This window comes from Pseudomonas sp. TH06 (assembly GCF_016651305.1).
Lineage (GTDB): Bacteria > Pseudomonadota > Gammaproteobacteria > Pseudomonadales > Pseudomonadaceae > Aquipseudomonas.
Genome location: NZ_JAEKEC010000001.1, coordinates 4,280,053 through 4,299,931, shown reverse-complemented (window position 1 = coordinate 4,299,931; position 19,879 = coordinate 4,280,053). Strand labels below are relative to the sequence as shown.

Here is a 19,879-nt window from a genome sequence, read left to right as displayed (position 1 = left end):
CTACCCCGTCAGAACCCCGGCGCCAACATTCAGAAATAGTGGCACTTTGTGTCCCTGTTTTCCCCTACAGACGTAGGACAAATCCATAGGCTTAAATCCCGCTCCAGATCATGTTCAAGGAGAAATGACTGCGTGGGCGGCTTTTATATAGACGGCAGACGATTCAGTGATGGCTCTGTACCAGGGATGACAAGGATATGAATCTGACCGGCAGCATTCGCAACAAGGAAAACCCGCACTTCTACTGGCAATTGGGGGAACTGATTGCAAGCACGGGCGATGATCACTTCGCCACGAACATGTTCCAGTTGGTCGACACGCTGGTGCCGGTCAATCGGGTCGATCTGACCGAGTGGACGCTGGATGAGCGTCAGGCCAGCGTGGTCGAGATCAAGCCGTTGGGCAGTGCCGGTCCGGCACGAACCTTCCCGCCGCCGGATTCTCTGGAGAGCCCGGACGATCACCCGTTGTTGCAAAAAATGATCGAGATGAATGATTCACTGTTGATCCAGTTGAAAGCCTCGCTTCTGCCCTGCCACCCGCAACACAGCGTCCACCAGTGCAATCTGGTGTCGCGCACGTCCAACCGCCGCTGCGTCATCTCGTTTTACCGTCCGCATACCCAACGGGTGTTTTCCCTGCCGGAGTTGTCGTTTCTCAAGAGCCTGTCCGACACCCTGTTGCCGCTGATTGAGCGACATGCGCAAATCAGTCGACAAACCATCGCCAAACAACCGCGCCAGCCCTCGATCGACCTGGATCAGGCACCGCTTGCGCTGGTGTTCGACGAGCGCCTGATGTTGAGCGACGTTGTTCTGTCGGCGCGCGAGAAAGAAGTCTGCCTGGGCCTGCTGACCGGCGGCACCGTACCGCACATGGCGGAAAAGCTGCGGGTCAAGAACAGCTCGATCGAGACCTATCTCAAACGCGCCACGGCCAAATTGGGTGTCAGTGGCCGGCATGGCCTGGCGAAATGGATGGCCGGGGCGTGAGCTGAACCGCTGAATTTCCTGACCTGTTAACACTGTGGAGAGAGATCTTTCTGTGGCCTGGGAATTACCTGTGATCTGAGGATTTATCTGTGATCTGGGGGTTTATCTGTGATCTGGGGATTTACCTGTGATCTGGGGATTTACCTGTGATCTGGGGATTTATCTGTGATCTGGGGATTTATCTGTGATCTGGGGATTTACCTGTGATCTGGGGATTTATCTGTGATCTGGGGATTTACCTGTGATCTGAGGATTTATCTGTGATCTGAGGATTTATCTGTGATCTGGGGATTTATCTGTGATCTGGGGGTTTATCTGTGATCTGGGGATTTATCTGTGGCGAGGGGATTTATCCCCGATGGCCTGCGCAGCAGGCCGCTTCTTTTCAGATCAAAAGAGGGGCCGCTTCGCAGCCCATCGGGGATAAATCCCCTCACCACAGATAAATCCCCTCACCACAAAATGCTCGTCTGCTTTCAATCTTTCATCTTCCGCGCATGAGGCTGTTCGATGTCCACCCTGCGAATTTCCCTGCTGTCCATGGCCATGCTGATGGCGGGCTGCTCTCTGATTCCCGACTATCAACGCCCCGCCTCACCGAGTGCCGCGCAATATCCGCAAGGCCCGCAGGCGGCAACGACCGACGAAGACTGGCGCACGCTGTTCAACGACCCGGCCCTGCAACAGCTGATCGAAAGTGCCCTGGTCAATAACCGCGACCTGCGCGTAGCGGCACTCAACGTCGAAGCCTTTCAGGCGCAATACCGCATTCAGCGCGCTGACCTGCTGCCGGCGGTGTCGGCCAATGCCAGCGAATCGCGGCAACGCATGCCGCCGAGCGTGACCCGCAGCAAAGCCATGATCAACTCGACCTACGCGGTCAACCTCGGCATCAGCGCCTATGAGCTGGATTTTTTCGGCCGTGTGCGCAGCCTCAGCGAGCAGGCCTTGCAAACCTGGCTGGCCACCGAAGAAGCGCGGCGCAGTGCACAGTTGAGCCTGGTGGCCAACGTCGCCAACGCCTACCTGACCTGGCGCGCCGATCAGGAACTGCTGGCCCTGACCCGCGAGACCCTCATCGCCGATGAGCAGAGCCTGCACCTGACCACGCGCAACCGCGAGGCCGGCAAGTCGTCGGCACTGGAGCAGGCGCAAGCGAAGACCAGCGTTGATACCTCGCGGGCGAATCTGGCGCGTTATCAACGCCAGGTCGCGCAGGACCTGAACAGCCTGACGCTACTGGTCGGCGCGCCAGTGCCCGAGTCCTTGCCCGCACGTCCGCTGGCCAGCGATCTGGTGCAGCAACTGCCGGCCGGTCTGCCGTCGGATCTGCTGCAACGACGCCCGGACATTCTTCAGGCCGAGTACAAACTCAAAGCGGCCAACGCCAACATCGGCGCGGCGCGGGCGGCGTTTTTTCCCAGCGTCAGCCTGACGGCCAATGCCGGTACTTCCAGTCGCGATCTGTCGGGTTTGTTCGGCGCAGGCTCCGGGGCATGGACGTTTCAGCCGCAGATCAGCCTGCCGATATTCAATGCCGGCAGCCTGAGCGCCAGCCTTGATTATTCGAAATTGCAGAAAGACGTGGCCGTGGCCGAATACGAAAAATCGATTCAGACAGCGTTTCAGGAAGTCGCCGATGGGCTGGCGGCACGCAGCACCTATCAGCAGCAATTACAGGCGCAGCGCGATCTGGTGCAAGCCACTCAGGACTATTACAACCTGGCGCAACACCGTTATCAGAATGGCGTCGACAGCAGTCTGGTGTTTCTCGATGCCCAGCGTTCACTGTTCAGCTCTCAACAAGGGCTGATCAGCGACCGCCTCGCGCAACTGGTCGCCGAAGTGAATCTGTACACCGCGCTGGGCGGCGGTTGGCGGGCTGCAGAGGCGACGATTCAGTAAGCACCCGTCACTTTTTCTTACACCTTTTGTCGTACTGCGACAACCTGTCAGCCGATCAAAAACCGACTCATCGGTTCAGTTTGGTATCATGCGCCGCTTTTACGGTTAACCCCCCGCCAGTCCTGTCGACTGACGGGCTGCAAAAGGCGGTATTAGATGACGGCTTTGTTGACTCGCCGCAAGGTACTTGCGGGAATGGGCGTACTCGGGCTCGGCCTGCTCGCCGGTTGCGACACCCGCGGCCAATTGTCGTACAAGTACGGCAAGGATCTGAGTAACAAGATCATGGGGCGCACCTTCAAGCTGAAGAACACCGATGGCGAAACCATGACGCTGTCGAGCTTTCGCGGCATGATGCCGATGGTGTTTTTCGGCTTCACCCAATGCCCGGCAGTCTGCCCGACCACCCTGGCCCGCGCGGCGAAAATCAAAAAGCTGATGGGCGCCGATGGCGATCGCTTGCAGGTGATTTTCATCTCCCTCGATCCTGAGCGCGACACGCCAGAAATCCTCGACGCCTACATGAAGGCCTTCGACCCGACGTTCGTTGCGCTGTACGGCACGCTTGAGGAAACCCAGGCCACGGCCAAGGAATTCGACGTGTTCTACGAGAAAGTCCCGGCCGGCGACACGTACACCATCTCGCACACCGCCACCAGTTACGTTTACGACTCCAACGGCGGCTTGCGCCTGGGTCTGTCCACCTCACTTTCGGCAGAAGAATGCACGGAAGATTTGCTTACTGTTATGGAGGTCTGCTGATGCAACCTGTTCTGAACCACATCAAACGCGGCGTACTCGCTCTGTCCCTGCTGGGCCTGGCATTCCAGGTTTCGGCACAGACCCAGGTCGACGATGCCTGGGTGCGCGCGACCGTACCGACCCAGTCCGCCAGCGGCGCGTTCATGACCCTCACCGCCGACAGCGACAGCAAGTTGCTCAGCGTCGCGACCCCGGTGGCCAAAGACGTGCAGATCCACGAAATGACCATGAAGAATGACGTCATGAGCATGGGCCCGGTGAAGTTCGTCGAACTGCCAGCCGGCAAAGCCGTCAAGCTTGATCCGAATGGCTACCACGTGATGCTGATGGGCCTGACCGGTCAGTTGAAAGAAGGCCAAACCGTGCCGCTGACCCTGACCGTGGAAAACGCCAAGGGCGAGAAAGAAACCGTTGAAGTGAAGGCCGCCGTGCGTTCACTGACCAACATGGAAGGTCACGATCACAGCAAAATGCATTGATCTGACTGACTGCAAGACCCACGGGGCGGCCTGATTTTTGATCAGGCCGCCCCGTTTTTTTTGGCTCAAGAAATGTGAGGCGCTCTAGAGACTCATGGAAAGCAGGCTTTACATCGGAAAAGTCTTCAGCGAGTATGTAAAGGGTCTTTTACATGGGAAGTGAAGCATGAACCGCTATTACCTCGAAATGGGCGCCGCATTGATCCTTTATATGCTGGTGCTGACTGCATCACTGATCGCCTCGCAGTACCTGATGGAGGCCAATATTGTGCTGCGCTCAGTTGTCGCGGTGACGCCGATGATTCCGGCGGGATTGATGTGCTGGGCCATCGTGCGCAACATGCGGCGCATGGACGAAATGCACCTGCGCATCCAGTTCGAAGCGCTGGGTTTCGCCTTCGCCGCCTCGGCCCTGCTGACCTTCAGCTACGGTTTTCTGGAAAACGTCGGCGCCCCGCATATTCCATGGACCTGCGTGTGGCCCGTGATGGGCTTGATGTGGATCCTTGGCCTGCAAATTGCCCGACGCCGCTACCAATGAAAAACCGCCTGAAGGAACTGCGCGCCGAACGCAAATGGTCACAGGTCGATCTGGCCGAACGGCTGAACGTCTCGCGCCAGACGATCAACGCCATCGAGAACGAGCGCTACGACCCGAGCTTGCCGTTGGCGTTTCAGATTGCCCGGGCGTTCGAGATGCCGATTGAAAGCATCTTTGATGATGGGTTGGGCTGAACCGCACTCGCTATCAATACCGGCTATCGCATATCGATTGCCCGTGCTCGCTTCGCCGACAAGTGTCGCGCCGCCTCCACGAAGGGCGTGACGATCAGGCTGTAGAGCGTGAGATAGCGCTCGTGGTCGGCCTGCCCCGTGCCGAAATGCAACTTCTCCGGCGTCGCCGTGGTGACGTACAACGTACCGAACATCCAGTCCCACACAGACAGGTTGGTGGCGAAGTTTTTGTTGAAATGGTGCGGCGCATCGCTGTGGTGGATTTGATGTTGAGCAGGACTGTTCAGCACATGTTCGATCCTGGGGCCAAACGAAAACCACACATGACTGTGCCGCAGACTCGCCGCCAGACTGTTGAGGATCAGCACCAGCCACGTCACACCGAACAAGGTATAGCGACTGACCTCTCCTCCGCAGGCATACCAGACCCCTCCGGAAAATGCCGCGATCCCCGCCGTCATGACCAGCCTTTCGACCAGCGTTTCGACAATGTGGATCCGGCTAGCGGTGGCCGGCACCAAAACCGGTGCCGAATGATGAACCTTATGGAATGCCCACAGATACCGCGAATGAAACGCCCGATGAACCCAGTAATGCAGGAAGTCCTTGAGCAGAAACACGCCCAATCCGTAAAACAGCGCAATTAACGGGTAATCGGGCAACTGCTCACGGGCACCCCAGAGGTGGCTGAAAAATCGCTGATAGTCGCCGGAATGCAGAAGGTAGGGATCGACCAGCGCCACGATCGGCAGCACCCATACGACTTTGAGAATGGCTTTGATGAAGTAGTAGCGATAATCCAGCCACGCCGAGCGATGGCCGAATACACCACCGCCACCGATGAATTGCCAAAAAGAACGTGCTGGCGTCAGTCCGCGAGATGACCTGTAGCGAAACAGCAGGTAGGCGACGCTGTAGGACGCAAGGATGAACACCACACCGACGCGACCGTTGAAGTCGAACAGGCCGACAAATTGCCCGGTAACCGGGGTGATGACCCACCGTTCAAGATGAGCATGAATTTGCGCGAGAACATCCACCGAGGTTGATCTCCATCAGAGGTCGGGCATTGTAAATCCGAAGGGTTCGCAAATGCAGCGTTAATGGATCAAAGGATCGTCGCCAAACAAAAAACCTTGTAGGAGCTGTCGAGTGCAACGAGGCTGCGATCTTTTGATCGTGTTCTTGAATCAAAAGATCGCAGCGTGCCGCAACGCCTACAGGCGTAAACAGCCTGAAACAATAAATCCGCCGAACGCATCACCTGTGCGTTTAAAAAGGCGATCAGACAGCTCTCCCTTGGTATCATCGCGCACACTTTTTTGACGATTTAATGACTGGAAGGTCTTTTTTTGTGAGCGTTCTTTTGAATGGGCTGAGGCATCCTTCTGCCCGCCTCTTTTCGCTGATTTTTCTCCTGTTGATCGTGCCGGTATGCCTGCGTGCCGCGCTTGGCTGGTCGACGCCGTTGGGTTATTTGTCGGACCTGGCCATCGGCAGCCTGCTGGTGCTGTTGCTGCATCGCCGTGCGTGGTGGCTGGCTTTGCCGGTGCTGTTGTTCTGGGGGTTGCTGGCGGTGGCGACGGCCGAACTGGTCAGCGCCGTCGGCCGCCTGCCCAGTCCTGCCGATCTGCATTACCTGTTCGATCCGCAATTTGTCGAAAACTCCACTGGCGGTGGGCTGGCACATCCGGCGCTGGGTATCACGTTGCTGCTGGCGTTGATGGTCTGGTTGCTGACACAGTTTGCCGGACGCGGCATTGCCCGCCCGGCCCTGCCCCGCGCTTTCTGGGCCGCGCCGCTGGCGCTGTTTGCCGCGCACTGGGGCGCACAGAATCTGTGGCCGAGCGAAGAAGACCCGTGGCGAGCGTACAACTTGCCCCATCAACTGCTGGCTACTCAGGTCGCTGATGTGCAGATCCAGGCCGAGGAGTGGCTGGACGGTGATGTCGAAGAAGTCGCGCCACCCATGGCCGGCCTCACCGACGTCGATCTCGATGGCCACAGGCTGCTGGCCGCTCCGGGTCAGGCGCGCAACGTGTTGGTGATCACCCTCGAAGGCATTCCCGGCGCCTACATCCGCGCCAATCGCGAAGCCATCGGCAGCCATTATCAGGAAGACCTGATGCCCAGACTCAGCCGCTGGGCCCAGCGCGGCATGAACACTCCGGACTACGTCCTGCATACGCACCAGACCATTCGCGGTCTATACGCCATGCTCTGCGGTGATTACGACAAACTGAACAACGGCACGCCGAAAGGTGTGGAAATGCTCACCCAGAAGGAACGTAATCAGGCCTGCCTGCCAGCGCAACTGCGCCAGAACGGTTTCACCACCCACTATCTACAAGGCGCGGGCCTGCGTTTCATGGCCAAAGACAAGATCATGCCGCACATCGGTTTCGATGCGACGCATGGCCTGGAGTGGTTCACCAACAGCAACTATCTGGAATTCCCGTGGGGCAAGGACGACAAGGCCTTCTTCGAAGGTGCGCTGGATTATGTCGGCCAACTGAAAAAGCAAAAGCAACCGTGGATGCTGACGCTGCTGACGGTGGGCACCCATCAGCCCTACTCCGCGCCGGAAGACTATCTGGAGCGCTACGACACACCGAAGCAGGCTGCTGTCGGTTATCTGGATGATGCGCTGGATCAGTTCCTCAGCGGTCTTGAGCGTCAGGGGGTGTTGAAAGACACGCTGGTGGTGATCACCTCGGATGAATCCCACGGCATTGACGGCGTGCGTCTGGCCTCTTCCTGGGGTTTCAACCTGACACTGGCACCTGAACAAGAACAACTGCCGCGACTCAACGCCGGGGTGTATGGCCATGTCGACCTGAGCGCGTCGATCCTCGATTACTTCGACCTGCCGGTGCCTACCGCCCTGACCGGGCGTTCGCTGTTTCGCGACTACGATTCCGGCCGCGAAATCATGTCGTTCACCAACGGCAAACTGCGCTATCACGACGGCAAGGGGATTTTTTCCGAATGTGACATGCCGCGCCGCTGCCGCTATTACGAAAGTGCCGGTTTCATCGCCGAGAGCGCCACCTTCAAAGGCACCTACAGCGGTCTGCGCGCCCGCCAGATTGCGGCCCGCGCCACCGCACTCGACCTGTCGCTGCTACGCACCCCGTTGAATCATCGTTATCAGTTCGGCAGCAACAACGTCATTCCGCTGCAAGCCCAGATCAACAATGACTGGGCCGACAACCTGATCGGTGCGCAATACCTTGAGATGCCCAAGGGCTCACACACCCGCGTACGCCTGACGGTGCGTTCAGTGGATCCGCAGCAGGCCGCGTACATTCAGCTCAAGGCCAAGGAATTCGAACAGGACGTGCAACTGGGATTGCCGGCGGAAATGGTCGCCACTGCCGATCAGCCACTGGAGATGGATTTCAGCTTCGAAAACCCGCTGCCGCGCAAAGCCTTTTCATTCCATCTGCTGGGTTATGGCCTCGGGGCCGTCGAGGTCACCGATTTCAGCGTGATCACGGAATTGCCAGGCCAGGAAGACATGCTCGACGACGTGCCGGAAGACGAAGCCGCGCAGTCCACCTGATCACCCGCCCCTCTTGATCGTTCCCACGCTTGGCCCGGGAACGCCTCCTCTGTAGGAGCTGCCGCTGGCTGCGATCTTTTGACCTTGTCTTTTAAAAACAACATCAACAGATCGCAGCCTGCGGCAGCTCCTACACGGGGGAGTGGTTTAGAACGTGGTGCGCAATCCCACCTGAATGCTCCGGCCTTGCGCCGGTGCAACGTCGCGAAGGATAGAACTGGCGTAACGCACGGTTTGGTTGGTCAGGTTATCGGCATCGACGAAGGCCAGCCATTTGCTTTGGCCGACGTCAAAGTGATAACCCACATTGGCACCCAGCGTGGTGTAGCCATCCGTGCTGCTTTCATTGGCCGGCACGCGATGCTGCGAACTGGCGTGTTCGATTTCGATCCGCGCCTGCCAACGGTCGAGTTCCCACAGCAAACCGCTGTTCAAGCGTAACGGCGCGATGCGCGGCAAATCCTCGCCGTTATCCAGGTTCTTCGCGCGGGTGTAATCCCCCGACAGCTCCAGGGCAAACTTGCCGTAGGCATTCTCGCCGAGGCTCCAGCGATCCTGGGCTTCTATGCCACTGAAGCGCGCCCGCACACCCGAGTAAGCGTACTCAGGAATGCCGCCGCCGTCCTCCTCGCCTTCGTCATTCAGCATTCGGCCGGTACCGAGCAAGCCGATGTAGTTGGAAAAGTGGCTGTAGAACACACCGACGCTGCCCTTGTGCGTGCCGTTGTCGAAACGCAGTGCAAGGTCGCTGGAGACGGCTTTCTCTTTCGACAGCCCGGCGTCGCCGACCTCATAAGTGCCGGTCGCGACATGTGCACCGTTGGCGTACAACTCATAGAACGTCGGGGCGCGCTCGGTGTAACCGAGGGTGGCGGCCACCGACCAAACCGGCGTCAGCGTGTAGACCGCACCGGACGACAGGCTGCCGGCGGTGAAACTGCTCGAGCGGTTGGCATTGGCGAAGCGCTCGTTGCCTTTGGCATCCGGATCAACCGTGGTGTGCTCAAGTCGTCCACCTAGGGTGAACAACAGTCGCTCGGTGGCTTGCAGCTCCTCAAGAATGAACAGCGCACCGGCATTCGTATCGGTCTGCGGCACAAACGCTTCTTCACCCAGCGCGGAAAACTCGTTGCGGCTGACCTGTGCGCCGATCACCCCATCGAATGGCCCCAGCGGCTGGTGCCGAGCTTCGACCCGAGCCTCATAACCCTTGTTCTTGAACGTCGTGCCAACCTCTCCGCCCTCGATTTCCCGATGTTGATAATCGGTGTATCCGGCATCGAGTTTGATCGAGCTGAACGGCCCGTCGAGATTGCGTATCTGCGAGGCAAAGGCGTAATGCTCTTGCTCCATGCGAATGCGCACATCGTCTTCGGCGGGCGAGCCGTAGTTGGAGTCGTAATTGCTGTACGAAAGACCGGCGTAGCCGTCATCCCAGGTGTACGAACCGCCGACTGCGCCGCCGTCCTGACGACCGTCACTATTGGCCAGACGATGCTTGCGTGAATCACCGTCATCGTTGGCGCGCTCAGCGCCGGTCTTCGCATAACCGGGAATTTTCAGGTCATTGAATTCCCGGGCACTGGCGTCCAGGTGCAGGGCGAATTCACCGTTACCCGCCTCGAGTTTGCCGGCGCTGCTGCGGGTGGTATCGGCGCCGCCGTAACGCAGTTCGCCAGCACCGTGGATGCCGTCGATGGCTTCGGTGGGAATGCGGTTATCGAAGGTGTTGACCACCCCGCCGATGGCGCTGCCACCGTAAAGCAGTGCTGCCGGGCCACGGACGATTTCAATGCGTTCGACGTTGACCGGATCCAGCGGCACCGCGTGATCGTAAGACAGCGACGAAGCATCCAGCGCGCCGACACCGTTGCGCAGGATACGAATCCGGTCACCGTCCTGACCACGAATGATCGGGCGACTGGCCCCCGGGCCGAAATACGACGATGACACGCCGGGCTGTTTGTTCAGGGTTTCACCGAGGCTGCCCCTCTGTGCCAGCGTAAGGTCATCGCCACTGAGCACTGTCGTCGGTGAGGCCAGCGTCTGGCTGCCCAAGGGATTGCCGGTAATCACTTGCGGTTGCAATTCGAGGGTGTCAGCGGCGAATACCGGTGAAGCAATCAGCAGCGCGGCGGCCAAGGGAGTCAGGCGTCGTTGCAGGGGCTGGGAACGGGCAGGCATTTCAGAACTTCCATGAGCAGAAAAGTGAACATCGCTGCAGCGTTTTTGCACAACACGCCGGCAGAAACAGAATGAAACGAATTTAATGTTATACAATAACATTCCAATCTGTCATTACGATTTTGACTTTTTGCCTGTCTCCAAACGCTCAAGGACGCGGATTTCAGCCCCGGCGTGGATACGTCAGGCCGTCGCGACAGGCGCAAATTAATCCTGAAAGACTGCGCCTATCAGCCTCCAATAGTCGGGCTATTAGCTGACTCACCCAGTCGGGTCTAGCCTTACTAGTCCGAAGTCGGCACGAGCCGGCCGTAGCAGACCTGATAAGGATCCGAACATGGCAAACGAATCGAAATGCCCGTTCAACCACGCCGCCGGTGGTGGTACGACGAACCGTGACTGGTGGCCGAATCAACTCAACCTGAAAATCCTGAGTCAGCACTCGCCCAAGTCCGACCCGTTGGGCAAGGACTTCGACTACGCCAAAGCTTTCAAAAGCCTGGATTTCCAGGCGCTGAAACAAGACCTGCGCGCCTTGATGACCGATTCCCAGGACTGGTGGCCGGCCGACTTCGGTCACTACGGCCCGCTCTTCATCCGCATGGCCTGGCACAGCGCCGGCACCTATCGCACGGCCGATGGCCGCGGTGGTGCGGGTTCCGGGCAACAGCGTTTCGCCCCGCTCAACAGCTGGCCGGACAACGTCAGCCTCGACAAGGCCCGCCGTCTGCTGTGGCCGATCAAACAGAAATATGGCCGCAACATCTCATGGGCTGACCTGATTGTGCTCACCGGTAACGTCGCGCTGGAATCGATGGGCTTCAAGACTTTCGGGTTCTCCGGCGGCCGTCCCGACGTCTGGGAACCGGACGAAGACGTGTACTGGGGCTCGGAACATGAATGGCTGGGCGGCGACAGCCGTTATGGCAAGGACAAGTCCGCCATGCAGGAACCCGGCGACGGTACGCTGGTGGCTGAACCGGATTTGCACGGCAAAGAGGAAAGCCGCACCGATCAGGGCGAACGCAATCTGGAAAACCCGCTCGCCGCCGTACAGATGGGCCTGATCTACGTGAACCCGGAAGGCCCGGAAGGCAACCCGGACCCCGTGAAGTCGGCCCTCGATATCCGCGAAACCTTCGGCCGCATGGCCATGAACGATGAGGAAACCGTGGCACTGATTGCCGGCGGCCACGCCTTCGGCAAGACCCATGGCGCCGGCCCTGCCGACAATGTCGGCCCTGAGCCGGAAGCCGCCGGCCTTGAAGAACAAGGTCTCGGCTGGCGTAACGCCTTCGGCAGCGGTAAAGGTGCCGACACCATCACCAGCGGCCTCGAAGTGACCTGGACCACCACGCCCACCCAGTGGAGCAACAATTACCTGGAAAACCTGTTCGGCTTCGAGTGGGAGCTGACCAAGAGTCCGGCCGGCGCGCATCAGTGGATTCCGAAAAACGGCGCGGGTGCCGGTACTGTTCCGCATGCCCATGACCCGAGCAAAAAACTCTCGCCAACCATGCTCACCTCTGACTTGGCGCTGCGTTTCGACCCGGCCTACGAGCAGATCTCGCGGCGCTTCCTCGCCAACCCGGATCAACTGGCCGACGCGTTTGCTCGCGCCTGGTACAAATTGATCCACCGCGACATGGGCCCGCTGTCTCGCTACCTTGGCCCCGAATTGCCAACCGAAGAGCTGCTGTGGCAAGACCCGATTCCTGCTGCCACTCATCCATTGATCGACAACAACGACGCGGCCGCGCTGAAAAGTAAAGTGCTGGCGTCAGGCCTATCCGTATCGCAACTGGTCTCGACTGCCTGGGCCGCTGCATCGACCTTCCGGGGCTCGGACAAACGAGGCGGCGCCAACGGTGGTCGTTTGCGTCTGGAACCGCAAAAGTCATGGCAAGCCAACCAGCCTGGGCAATTGGCCAATGTGCTGAAAACCCTGGAAGGGATTCAGGGCGAGTTCAACGGTGGCGCATCCGGCAAGAAAGTCTCGCTGGCGGATCTGATCGTGCTGGCGGGTAACGCCGGGGTCGAACAAGCGGCGAAAAATGCCGGGCATTCGGTCAGCGTGCCGTTCACACCGGGGCGTACCGATGCTACGCAAGAGCAAACCGACGTCGATTCGTTTGGTTTCCTCGAGCCGATTGCCGATGGTTTCCGCAACTACAGCAAGGGTAAATACACCGTTTCGGCCGAAGCGCTGTTGATCGACAAAGCGCAACTGCTGACCCTCACCGCGCCGGAAATGACTGTGTTGCTGGGTGGTTTGCGGGTATTGAATACCAACGTCGGGGGCACGCGTCATGGTGTGTTCACCAGCCAGACTGAAGCGCTGACCAACGACTTCTTCACCAATCTGCTGGACATGGGCGTGGAGTGGAAGCCCACCACACGGGAAGCGGATGAGTTCGAAGGACGCGACCGTAAAACCGGCAGCGTGAAGTGGACGGCGACGCGGGTTGATCTGGTGTTTGGTTCCAATGCGCAACTGCGAGCGCTGGCCGAGGTGTATGCCAGTTCGGATGCCAAGGAACAGTTCGTCAAGGATTTCGTGGCGGCCTGGACGAAAGTCACCAACCTCGACCGGTTTGATTTGAAGTAACGCAAAACAACTGTGGGAGCGGGCTTGCCCGCGATGACGGCAGCAGATTCAACATCAATGTTGACTGATAGACCGCTATCGCTGGCAAGCCAGCTCCCACAGGGCTTGGTGTTAAAACACCTTACGCCAAGCTCTTGCTCACCACCTCATACACATCACTCGACAACTGCCCCGACGCCAGAATCCGCTCCAGCTCACCTTTCATCAACGCCTGTCGCGCACCGTCATATTTGCGCCAGCGAGTCAGCGGCGCCAGTTGGCGCGAAGCGATCTGCGGGTTGAAGCCGTTCAGCTCGATCACCAGATCCGCGAGGAAGCGATAGCCGGAGCCGTCCGCCGCGTGGAAGTTGATCAGGTTCTGCCCGGCAAATGCACCGACCAGTGCCCGCACCTTGTTCGGGTTCTTGATGTTGAACGCCGGGTGCTGCATCAACGCCTTCACGCGTTCCAGACCGTCGGGCAAAGTGCTGCCAGCCTGGACGCTGAACCACTGATCCATGACCAGCGGGTTGTCCTTGAAGTGCTCGGCGAAACTCGCCAGCGCTAACGCTTTCTGCTCTTCGAACGGCGAGTTGACCAACACCGCCAGCGCGGTCAGGCGCTCGGTCATGTTGTCGGCCGTTTCGAATTGCTCCAGCGCCGCTGCCAGCACTTCCGGTTTACCGCTGAGCATCAGGTACGACAGCGCAATGTTCTGCAAAGCACGACGGGCGAAATGCTCGGCTTCGGCCACGTACGGAGTCTGCTTCGACAGGTCGCGGTTGGCCTGATAACGCAGCCACAGCGCTTCGAACAGATTGTCCGCCAGTTGCTTACGGGCGAACTCGCGAGCGATATGAATGGCGTCGACGTCAGCCACTTCGCTGATTTCGGTGAGGTACGCCTCGCCTGGCAGCGAAAGCATTTCGGCAACCATCGCCTGATCCAGCGACTCGTCGGAGAGCACTGTTTTCAGCGCCGAAATCAGACGTGGATCGAGCACCAGGCTCTCGCCCTTCTGCTGCTGGGCGATCAGCTCTTGCAGCACCTGCACCGACAGTTGCTGACCGGCGTCCCAGCGGTTGAAGCCGTCGCTGTCGTGCTGCATCAGGAACATCAGTTGATCGCGGTTGTACGGAAAGCTCAGTTTCACCGGCGCCGAGAAGCCGCGCAGCAACGAAGGCAGCGGTTGCTCAGCGATATCAACGAAAGTGAAGGTCTGCTCGGCTTCAGTCACCGAGATCACCCGAGTGGTGCCTTGCGCCGAGGCTTCACCGGCCAGACGCAGGGCAATTTCGTTGCCCTTGCTGTCGAGCAGGCCGAGTTCGACCGGGATCACGAACGGCAGTTTTTCCACTTTGTCCGGGGTTTCCGGGCAGCTCTGGCGGAAGGTCAGGCTGTAGGTTTTCGCCGCAGCGTCGTAAGACTCGCTTACCGCCAGACGCGGTGTACCGGCCTGGCTGTACCAGCGTTTGAACTGGGTCAGGTCGACACCGTTGGCATCTTCCATGGCCTTGATGAAATCGTCGCAGGTCACGGCTTGACCGTCATGGCGTTCGAAATACAGGTCGCTGCCCTTACGGAAGCCTTCAGCGCCAAGCAAGGTGTGGATCATGCCGACCACTTCCGAGCCCTTTTCGTACACGGTCAGGGTGTAGAAGTTGGAAATCTCGATGAAGCTGTCCGGGCGCACGGCGTGAGCCATCGGGCCGGCATCTTCGGCGAACTGGTGGGTACGCAGGTAGGCGACGTCCTGAATGCGCTTGACCGTGGCCGAGTTCATGTCGGCGGAGAAGCCGGAATCGCGGAACACGGTGAAGCCTTCCTTCAGCGACAGCTGGAACCAGTCGCGGCAGGTCACGCGGTTGCCCGACCAGTTGTGGAAGTATTCGTGGGCGACGATCGCCTCGACGCGCTGATGCGCGGCATCGGTGGCAGTTTCGGCGCGGGCCAGCACGGCGCTGGAGTTGAAGATGTTGAGGCCTTTGTTCTCCATCGCGCCCATGTTGAAGTCATTCACCGCGACGATCATGAAGATGTCCAGATCGTACTCGCGACCGTAAACCTCTTCGTCCCAGCGCATCGACTTCTTCAGGCTGTTCATCGCGTGCTGGCACTTGTCGATGTTTTCCGGCTCGACGTAGATGCGCAGCGCGACGTTGCGATGGGTCATGGTGGTGAAAGTGTCTTCAACGCACCACAAGTCACCGGCCACCAGCGCGAACAAGTACGCCGGTTTCATGAACGGGTCTTCCCACGTTGCCCAGTGCCGGCCGTCTTCGCCCGGACCCGAGGCGATCGGGTTGCCGTTGGAGAGCAGCACCGGATAGCTGTGCTGTTCGGCGACCACGGTGGTGGTGAACTTGCTCATCACGTCCGGACGGTCGAGGTAATAGGTGATCTTGCGGAAACCTTCGGCCTCGCACTGGGTGCAGAACATCGTGCCGGACTTGTACAGGCCTTCCAGTGCGGTGTTGGTTTCCGGGTGGATCCTGACGCTGGTGTCGACCGTGAAGGTTGCGCTGGTCGGTTGCAGGGTCAGATGGTTCTCGGACAACTGATAGTCGCCGTCAGCCAGTTCTTTATCGGCGAGCGTCACCGAGAGCAGCTCCAGTTGCTGGCCATCCAGCACCAGCGGCGGCAGGCCAGCGCCCCGTGCCGGGTTGCGGCGCATCACCAGTTGCGCGTGGACCAGGCTGTGGTCCTCGAACAACTCGAAGGTCAGGTGTGTTTCGTCGATCAGGTACTCGGGCGCCTGATAGTCCTTCAGGTAAATCATCTTCGGTTGTTCGGTGCGCATGCTGGAGTCCTTATTGATGCACGGCGAGCTGGTAAGCCGTGTACTTACGAATGTTGATCACGCCGGTGTCGAAGATCAGGTACTGGCCCTTGATCCCCAGCAGCGTGCCTTCGGCAATCGGGTTCTTGTCCAGGTTGAAGCTGACGATCTTGGCCGGGTATTGCTCGACCGGATAGCGGATTTCGAGAGGTTCTACATCGGCAATCGTCTGAATTGCTTGTAGGCCGAATCGCTCCTGCAAGCCTTGCAGGCCTTCGGCGCAACTTTCGAACAACTGATCGCGCACCTGCGCCAGATCCACCGCCACGGCATCGCCCTTGAGCAGTGCACGCCAGTTGGTCTTGTCGGCCACCTGGCTGCGGAACAAGTCTTCAACGAAGCCCGACTGCTGCCGTGTCGAAACACGCATGATCGGCAACGCCTGACTCGCACCCTGATCGAGCCAACGGGTCGGCAACTGGGTAGCACGAGTGATGCCAACCTTGATGCCCGACGAGTTGGCCAGGTAAACCACGTGATCGGTCATGCAGAACTGCTCGCCCCACACCGGATCGCGGCAAGTGCCAGCGTCATAGTGGCAGCGCTCCGGGCTCATGATGCAGATATCGCACTGGGCCAGTTTGGTCATGCACGGGTAGCAATAGCCCTGACTGAAACTGGTTTTGGTCTTGCGCCCGCAATGGGTGCAGTGGATCGCCCCCAGGTATTCCAGACGCACCGTGGTGCCGATCAAAGGGTTGACCGGCACCTCGACGTCATCCAGACGAAACGCGTATTGCACATTCGGCCCGTCCAGGCGCGCCGACATTTTGCTGATTGCACCGCGGCCAATCTCGATCAATGGATGGCATCCGACTTGAACAGGATGTTCGGCACTTCGATCGACTTCGACGCACATTCTTGCGGGCCCATGTAACCGGTGCGCTGGTCTTCAGGCAGGTTCTGCATTTCCCAGGCGATCATCGCCTGCAACGACAGCTCGCGCTGTTCGGCGGTGAGCTTGCCACCGTCAGACCACTTGCCGATTTCCACGGCCAGTTTCAGGCTCTCGTAGATATCCGGGGTGATGTTGTTGATCATGTCGTTAAAAGAGGACATCAGGGTCTCCGTGTTCTTTATCTACTGAAATTTTAGGCGGCCAGTTTACGGCGGTTATACAAACCGCCCAACAAACCGGTGAAGCATCCGATGAGTAACCCGCCGACGTGGGCGGCGTTGGCGATTTCGCCGAAACCGATCATCGAGATCAGTCCGGACATGCACACCAGCAGCCACACCAGCATCATCACCAAAACACCACGCGGCAGGCGATAAGCCGGGTTAGGCGCCAGCAACTGGAAAATCCAGCAGTGCCCAAGCAGGCCGTAGAGCACGCCGGACAAGCCGCCAAACAAGGTCGGGCCGCTCCAGGCGAACTGTGCGTAGTTGGAGACCAGGCTGAACAGCAAGGTCAATCCGATAAGGTTGATACTGCCCTGACGCGACTCGATGCGCCGCCCCAGTTCCCAGTACCACATGCCGTTCATGGCCAGATGCAGGATGCCGAAGTGGATCAGCATCGGCGTCACCAACCGCCACCATTGCCCTGCCGCAAGGCTGTCTTCAAGCGGCGTGAAATGGATGTAGTCGCCGATCACCCGGAAGTCGAGAAAGGTCAGCCAGCGCAGGGTTTCAAGGTTTTCACCGAGAAAGGTCAGGCCGCCGACAATCAGGCACAGCAACAGGATGAAACCGGTGGCTTTGGCGTATTTCAGCTGTTCGACGAAGCTCGGGCGTTTGATTGTCCGGGCGACCGGGATGTCCAGTTGCTGATCAGGATCGCCGGCGGGAAAACGCTCGTACAGCGAACGCACGTCGTCGCTGATCTCCGACGGCACCCACAACACCTGTTCACCGGCCTCCTCGCTGACTCGATGTGGCACCTGCATGCGTTGCAGCAGTTTAACGAAACCGCTCAGATCCGCCGCCAGCGGCAGACGCAAAACCGCGACCGAACTCATTGCAGCACCTCCGGCCGCTCGACATCGACCCAGACAAATTTATGCGGATCCAGACGTGTTTCCTGATCCAGACGATAGGCAACGAGTTTGCCGTAGAGCACTGCGCTGTAATCCAGGCAGGCGAGGTTCGGCCGGATCGGCGCCGGTTTGCCGCTGCGCCAGTAGTGGCCGACGAATAGCAACGGCTCGTCGACGCCGTAGCGCAGCAGCGAGTTCTTTTCAGTTGAAGTCAGCGGGGTTTGCGCCACCGGTTCCGGCAGTGCGTCGGGCTGGAAGACAATGTCGCCGTAGGTTTTCGGGTCGTCTTCCCAGAACTTGGTGCGGAAGAACGAACGCACCAGACCGTCACCGCTGGTCATGGTCTGGCCATCGGGCAGGCGCATGTCGGTACCGCGCAACAAACGGTCGAACACGGTGCAGGCAAAACTGCCGGGCACTGCCGAGGACTGCAGGAAGTGCTCGTCGACGCAGCCATTCGGGAACAGTGCGCGCAATGGCTCGATCAGCCCGGCATCCCAGCAGGCGTGCACCACGCGGAAACGCCCGGCATCGACAAACAGCGGCAATTGATAGAACCAACGCTGGAAATCATGCCAGTCGCCGGGATGGCCTTCGAACTGGGTCAGGGTTTCGTTGAGCAGGCGCGCATGACGCGGCGTGTGCTCACGGACGAATTGCTTGCCGCTGCCCGGTGGCGCCGGGGTGCTCCAGCCGAGCGCGTTGAATTCGTGGTTGCCCATGATGCACAAGGCCTGACCGGCCTCGACCATGTCATGGACGATGTGCAGTGCCTCGCGAATTCGCGGGCCACGGTCGATGATGTCGCCGACGAACACGGCCATGCGTGAAGGATGTCGCCAGACCCCGCCGTGCTTGTGATAACCGAGTCGGTCAAGCAAGTGTTCGAGGGTCAGGGCGCATCCGTGCACGTCACCGATCAAGTCATAACTGCGCGCGGGATCGAGCATCAGTCGCCTCCACCACCCAACTTGCTGCCCCAGCCAAGTTTGGTCCGGCAGACTTCGTAGTAATTGTGGTCCAGCGGATGAATCAGCCGCAGCTTCTGGGCCTTCTTGCTGACGGTGATGGTGTCGCCCGGCGCGCAGGTGAAATGGTTCTGCCCGTCGCAGGAGACCTGCGGGTAAATCTGCATGTTTTTCGACACGACGATTTTCAGCTCACTGTTGCCATCGACCACAATTGGCCGGCTCGACAACATATGGGGATACATCGGCACGATCACAATGGCATCGAGCTTGGGATGCATGATCGGCCCGCCCGCCGACAGCGCGTACGCAGTAGAGCCGGTCGGCGTGGCAACGATCAGGCCGTCGGCCTTCTGGCTGCAGACAAACTGACCGTCGATGTACAGCTCGAATTCGATCATTCGGGTCGACTTGCCGGGATGCAGCACCACGTCGTTGAGTGCATCGCCCTGACCGATGGCCTCGGCATGGCGGCGGACTTCGGCTTGCAACAGGAAGCGGTTTTCCACCAGGTAATGGCCGTCGAGCACCTTGGCCACTTCGACTTCCAGCTCATCCGGGCGAATGTCGGTGAGAAAACCGAGACTGCCACGGTTGATGCCGAGGACCGGAATATTGTGCTTGGCCAACGCCCGGGCCGCGCCGAGCAGGCTGCCGTCACCGCCGACGACGATGACCATGTCGCAGACTTCACCGAGCATCTTGCGCGACGAGGTTTGCAGGCCGTGGCCCGGCAAGACTTCGGCGATGGTGTCTTCGAGAATCACATGCAGGTGACGATCAAGCAGAAAGCGCTTCAATCGGCGGACGGTATCCAGCACCTGGGAACTGCCCAGGCGACCGATGATGCCGATATTACGAAATTGCTCCATGGGACCTCTGCG

General features: G+C 59.2%; 16 protein-coding genes. 8 read left to right on the top strand and 8 right to left on the bottom strand.

Going from position 1 to position 19,879, the window contains the following annotated elements; translation table 11 throughout:
- Positions 1 to 197: 197 nt before the first annotated feature.
- The 6 genes from JFT86_RS19380 to JFT86_RS19355 all read left to right on the top strand — a co-directional run bounded on the left by JFT86_RS19380 (position 198) and on the right by JFT86_RS19355 (position 4,873).
- A complete protein-coding gene (locus JFT86_RS19380; RefSeq protein ID WP_201237950.1) occupies positions 198 to 992 on the top strand; it encodes a helix-turn-helix transcriptional regulator in 795 nt (264 codons plus the stop codon).
- A 510-nt stretch (positions 993 to 1,502) separates the two neighbouring features.
- Positions 1,503 to 2,897, top strand: coding sequence for an efflux transporter outer membrane subunit (locus tag JFT86_RS19375; protein ID WP_201237948.1), 1,395 nt, complete (start codon positions 1,503 to 1,505; stop codon positions 2,895 to 2,897).
- 156 nt (positions 2,898 to 3,053) lie between these two features.
- Positions 3,054 to 3,659, top strand: a complete 606-nt coding sequence (locus tag JFT86_RS19370; RefSeq protein WP_201237946.1) for an SCO family protein — start codon at positions 3,054 to 3,056, stop codon at positions 3,657 to 3,659.
- A complete protein-coding gene (locus tag JFT86_RS19365) occupies positions 3,659 to 4,138 on the top strand; it encodes a copper chaperone PCu(A)C (protein WP_201237944.1) in 480 nt (159 codons plus the stop codon). The genes JFT86_RS19370 and JFT86_RS19365 overlap by 1 nt, the downstream gene beginning before the upstream one ends.
- 166 nt (positions 4,139 to 4,304) lie before the next feature.
- Positions 4,305 to 4,679, top strand: coding sequence for a hypothetical protein (locus tag JFT86_RS19360; protein ID WP_201237943.1), 375 nt, complete (start codon positions 4,305 to 4,307; stop codon positions 4,677 to 4,679).
- Entirely contained in the window at positions 4,676 to 4,873 is a 198-nt protein-coding gene (locus tag JFT86_RS19355) for a helix-turn-helix transcriptional regulator (RefSeq protein ID WP_201237941.1), read from the top strand. Before JFT86_RS19360 ends, JFT86_RS19355 begins: the two co-directional genes overlap by 4 nt.
- A gap of 23 nt (positions 4,874 to 4,896) precedes the next feature.
- Here the strand turns inward: JFT86_RS19355 and JFT86_RS19350 are convergent, their stop codons facing one another.
- Entirely contained in the window at positions 4,897 to 5,913 is a 1,017-nt protein-coding gene (locus tag JFT86_RS19350) for a sterol desaturase family protein (protein WP_201232742.1), read from the bottom strand.
- Between the two features lie 293 nt (positions 5,914 to 6,206).
- Between JFT86_RS19350 and JFT86_RS19345 the strand changes: the two genes are divergently transcribed.
- Positions 6,207 to 8,438, top strand: coding sequence for an LTA synthase family protein (locus tag JFT86_RS19345; RefSeq protein WP_201237939.1), 2,232 nt, complete (start codon positions 6,207 to 6,209; stop codon positions 8,436 to 8,438).
- A 147-nt stretch (positions 8,439 to 8,585) separates the two neighbouring features.
- Here JFT86_RS19345 and JFT86_RS19340 read toward each other — a convergent pair whose 3' ends face one another.
- The gene (locus JFT86_RS19340; protein ID WP_201237938.1) at positions 8,586 to 10,622 is read right to left on the bottom strand and encodes a TonB-dependent receptor; all 2,037 of its coding nucleotides are present in this window, start codon (positions 10,620 to 10,622) and stop codon (positions 8,586 to 8,588) included.
- A gap of 337 nt (positions 10,623 to 10,959) precedes the next feature.
- Here JFT86_RS19340 and katG point away from each other — a divergent pair, with 337 nt between their 5' ends.
- The gene (gene katG / locus JFT86_RS19335) at positions 10,960 to 13,230 is read left to right on the top strand and encodes a catalase/peroxidase HPI (RefSeq protein WP_201237936.1); all 2,271 of its coding nucleotides are present in this window, start codon (positions 10,960 to 10,962) and stop codon (positions 13,228 to 13,230) included.
- 121 nt (positions 13,231 to 13,351) lie between these two features.
- Here the strand turns inward: katG and pepN are convergent, their stop codons facing one another.
- The 6 genes from pepN to JFT86_RS19305 are packed head-to-tail and all read right to left on the bottom strand — an operon-like array spanning position 13,352 to position 19,867.
- Positions 13,352 to 16,009 (bottom strand): aminopeptidase N, encoded by a 2,658-nt coding sequence (gene pepN, locus JFT86_RS19330; protein WP_201237935.1) that lies wholly within the window; start codon positions 16,007 to 16,009, stop codon positions 13,352 to 13,354.
- Between the two features lie 10 nt (positions 16,010 to 16,019).
- Positions 16,020 to 16,850, bottom strand: a complete 831-nt coding sequence (locus JFT86_RS19325) for a DUF2797 domain-containing protein (RefSeq protein ID WP_201237933.1) — start codon at positions 16,848 to 16,850, stop codon at positions 16,020 to 16,022.
- Positions 16,847 to 17,107 (bottom strand): DUF1315 family protein, encoded by a 261-nt coding sequence (locus JFT86_RS19320; RefSeq protein ID WP_201237932.1) that lies wholly within the window; start codon positions 17,105 to 17,107, stop codon positions 16,847 to 16,849. The genes JFT86_RS19325 and JFT86_RS19320 overlap by 4 nt, the downstream gene beginning before the upstream one ends.
- A 32-nt stretch (positions 17,108 to 17,139) precedes the next feature.
- On the bottom strand, positions 17,140 to 18,009 hold the full coding sequence (locus JFT86_RS19315) for a rhomboid family intramembrane serine protease (protein WP_201232747.1): 870 nt from the start codon (positions 18,007 to 18,009) through the stop codon (positions 17,140 to 17,142).
- A complete protein-coding gene (locus JFT86_RS19310) occupies positions 18,006 to 18,977 on the bottom strand; it encodes a metallophosphoesterase (RefSeq protein ID WP_201237930.1) in 972 nt (323 codons plus the stop codon). The genes JFT86_RS19315 and JFT86_RS19310 overlap by 4 nt, the downstream gene beginning before the upstream one ends.
- Positions 18,977 to 19,867 (bottom strand): NAD(+) kinase, encoded by an 891-nt coding sequence (locus JFT86_RS19305; protein WP_003224174.1) that lies wholly within the window; start codon positions 19,865 to 19,867, stop codon positions 18,977 to 18,979. The genes JFT86_RS19310 and JFT86_RS19305 overlap by 1 nt, the downstream gene beginning before the upstream one ends.
- Positions 19,868 to 19,879: the final 12 nt, after the last annotated feature.

Excerpts from the sequence above, each read along its gene's own strand:
- JFT86_RS19380 (WP_201237950.1), top strand. The coding sequence starts at position 198 with ATGAATCTGACCGGCAGCATTCGCAACAAGGAAAACCCGCACTTCTAC.
- JFT86_RS19375 (WP_201237948.1), top strand. The coding sequence starts at position 1,503 with ATGTCCACCCTGCGAATTTCCCTGCTGTCCATGGCCATGCTGATGGCG.
- JFT86_RS19370 (WP_201237946.1), top strand. The coding sequence starts at position 3,054 with ATGACGGCTTTGTTGACTCGCCGCAAGGTACTTGCGGGAATGGGCGTA.
- JFT86_RS19365 (WP_201237944.1), top strand. The coding sequence starts at position 3,659 with ATGCAACCTGTTCTGAACCACATCAAACGCGGCGTACTCGCTCTGTCC.
- JFT86_RS19360 (WP_201237943.1), top strand. The coding sequence starts at position 4,305 with ATGAACCGCTATTACCTCGAAATGGGCGCCGCATTGATCCTTTATATG.
- JFT86_RS19355 (WP_201237941.1), top strand. The coding sequence starts at position 4,676 with ATGAAAAACCGCCTGAAGGAACTGCGCGCCGAACGCAAATGGTCACAG.
- JFT86_RS19345 (WP_201237939.1), top strand. The coding sequence starts at position 6,207 with ATGACTGGAAGGTCTTTTTTTGTGAGCGTTCTTTTGAATGGGCTGAGG.
- JFT86_RS19340 (WP_201237938.1), bottom strand. The coding sequence starts at position 10,622 with ATGCCTGCCCGTTCCCAGCCCCTGCAACGACGCCTGACTCCCTTGGCC.
- katG (WP_201237936.1), top strand. The coding sequence starts at position 10,960 with ATGGCAAACGAATCGAAATGCCCGTTCAACCACGCCGCCGGTGGTGGT.
- pepN (WP_201237935.1), bottom strand. The coding sequence starts at position 16,009 with ATGCGCACCGAACAACCGAAGATGATTTACCTGAAGGACTATCAGGCG.
- JFT86_RS19320 (WP_201237932.1), bottom strand. The coding sequence starts at position 17,107 with ATGTCCTCTTTTAACGACATGATCAACAACATCACCCCGGATATCTAC.
- JFT86_RS19315 (WP_201232747.1), bottom strand. The coding sequence starts at position 18,009 with ATGAGTTCGGTCGCGGTTTTGCGTCTGCCGCTGGCGGCGGATCTGAGC.
- JFT86_RS19310 (WP_201237930.1), bottom strand. The coding sequence starts at position 18,977 with ATGCTCGATCCCGCGCGCAGTTATGACTTGATCGGTGACGTGCACGGA.
- JFT86_RS19305 (WP_003224174.1), bottom strand. The coding sequence starts at position 19,867 with ATGGAGCAATTTCGTAATATCGGCATCATCGGTCGCCTGGGCAGTTCC.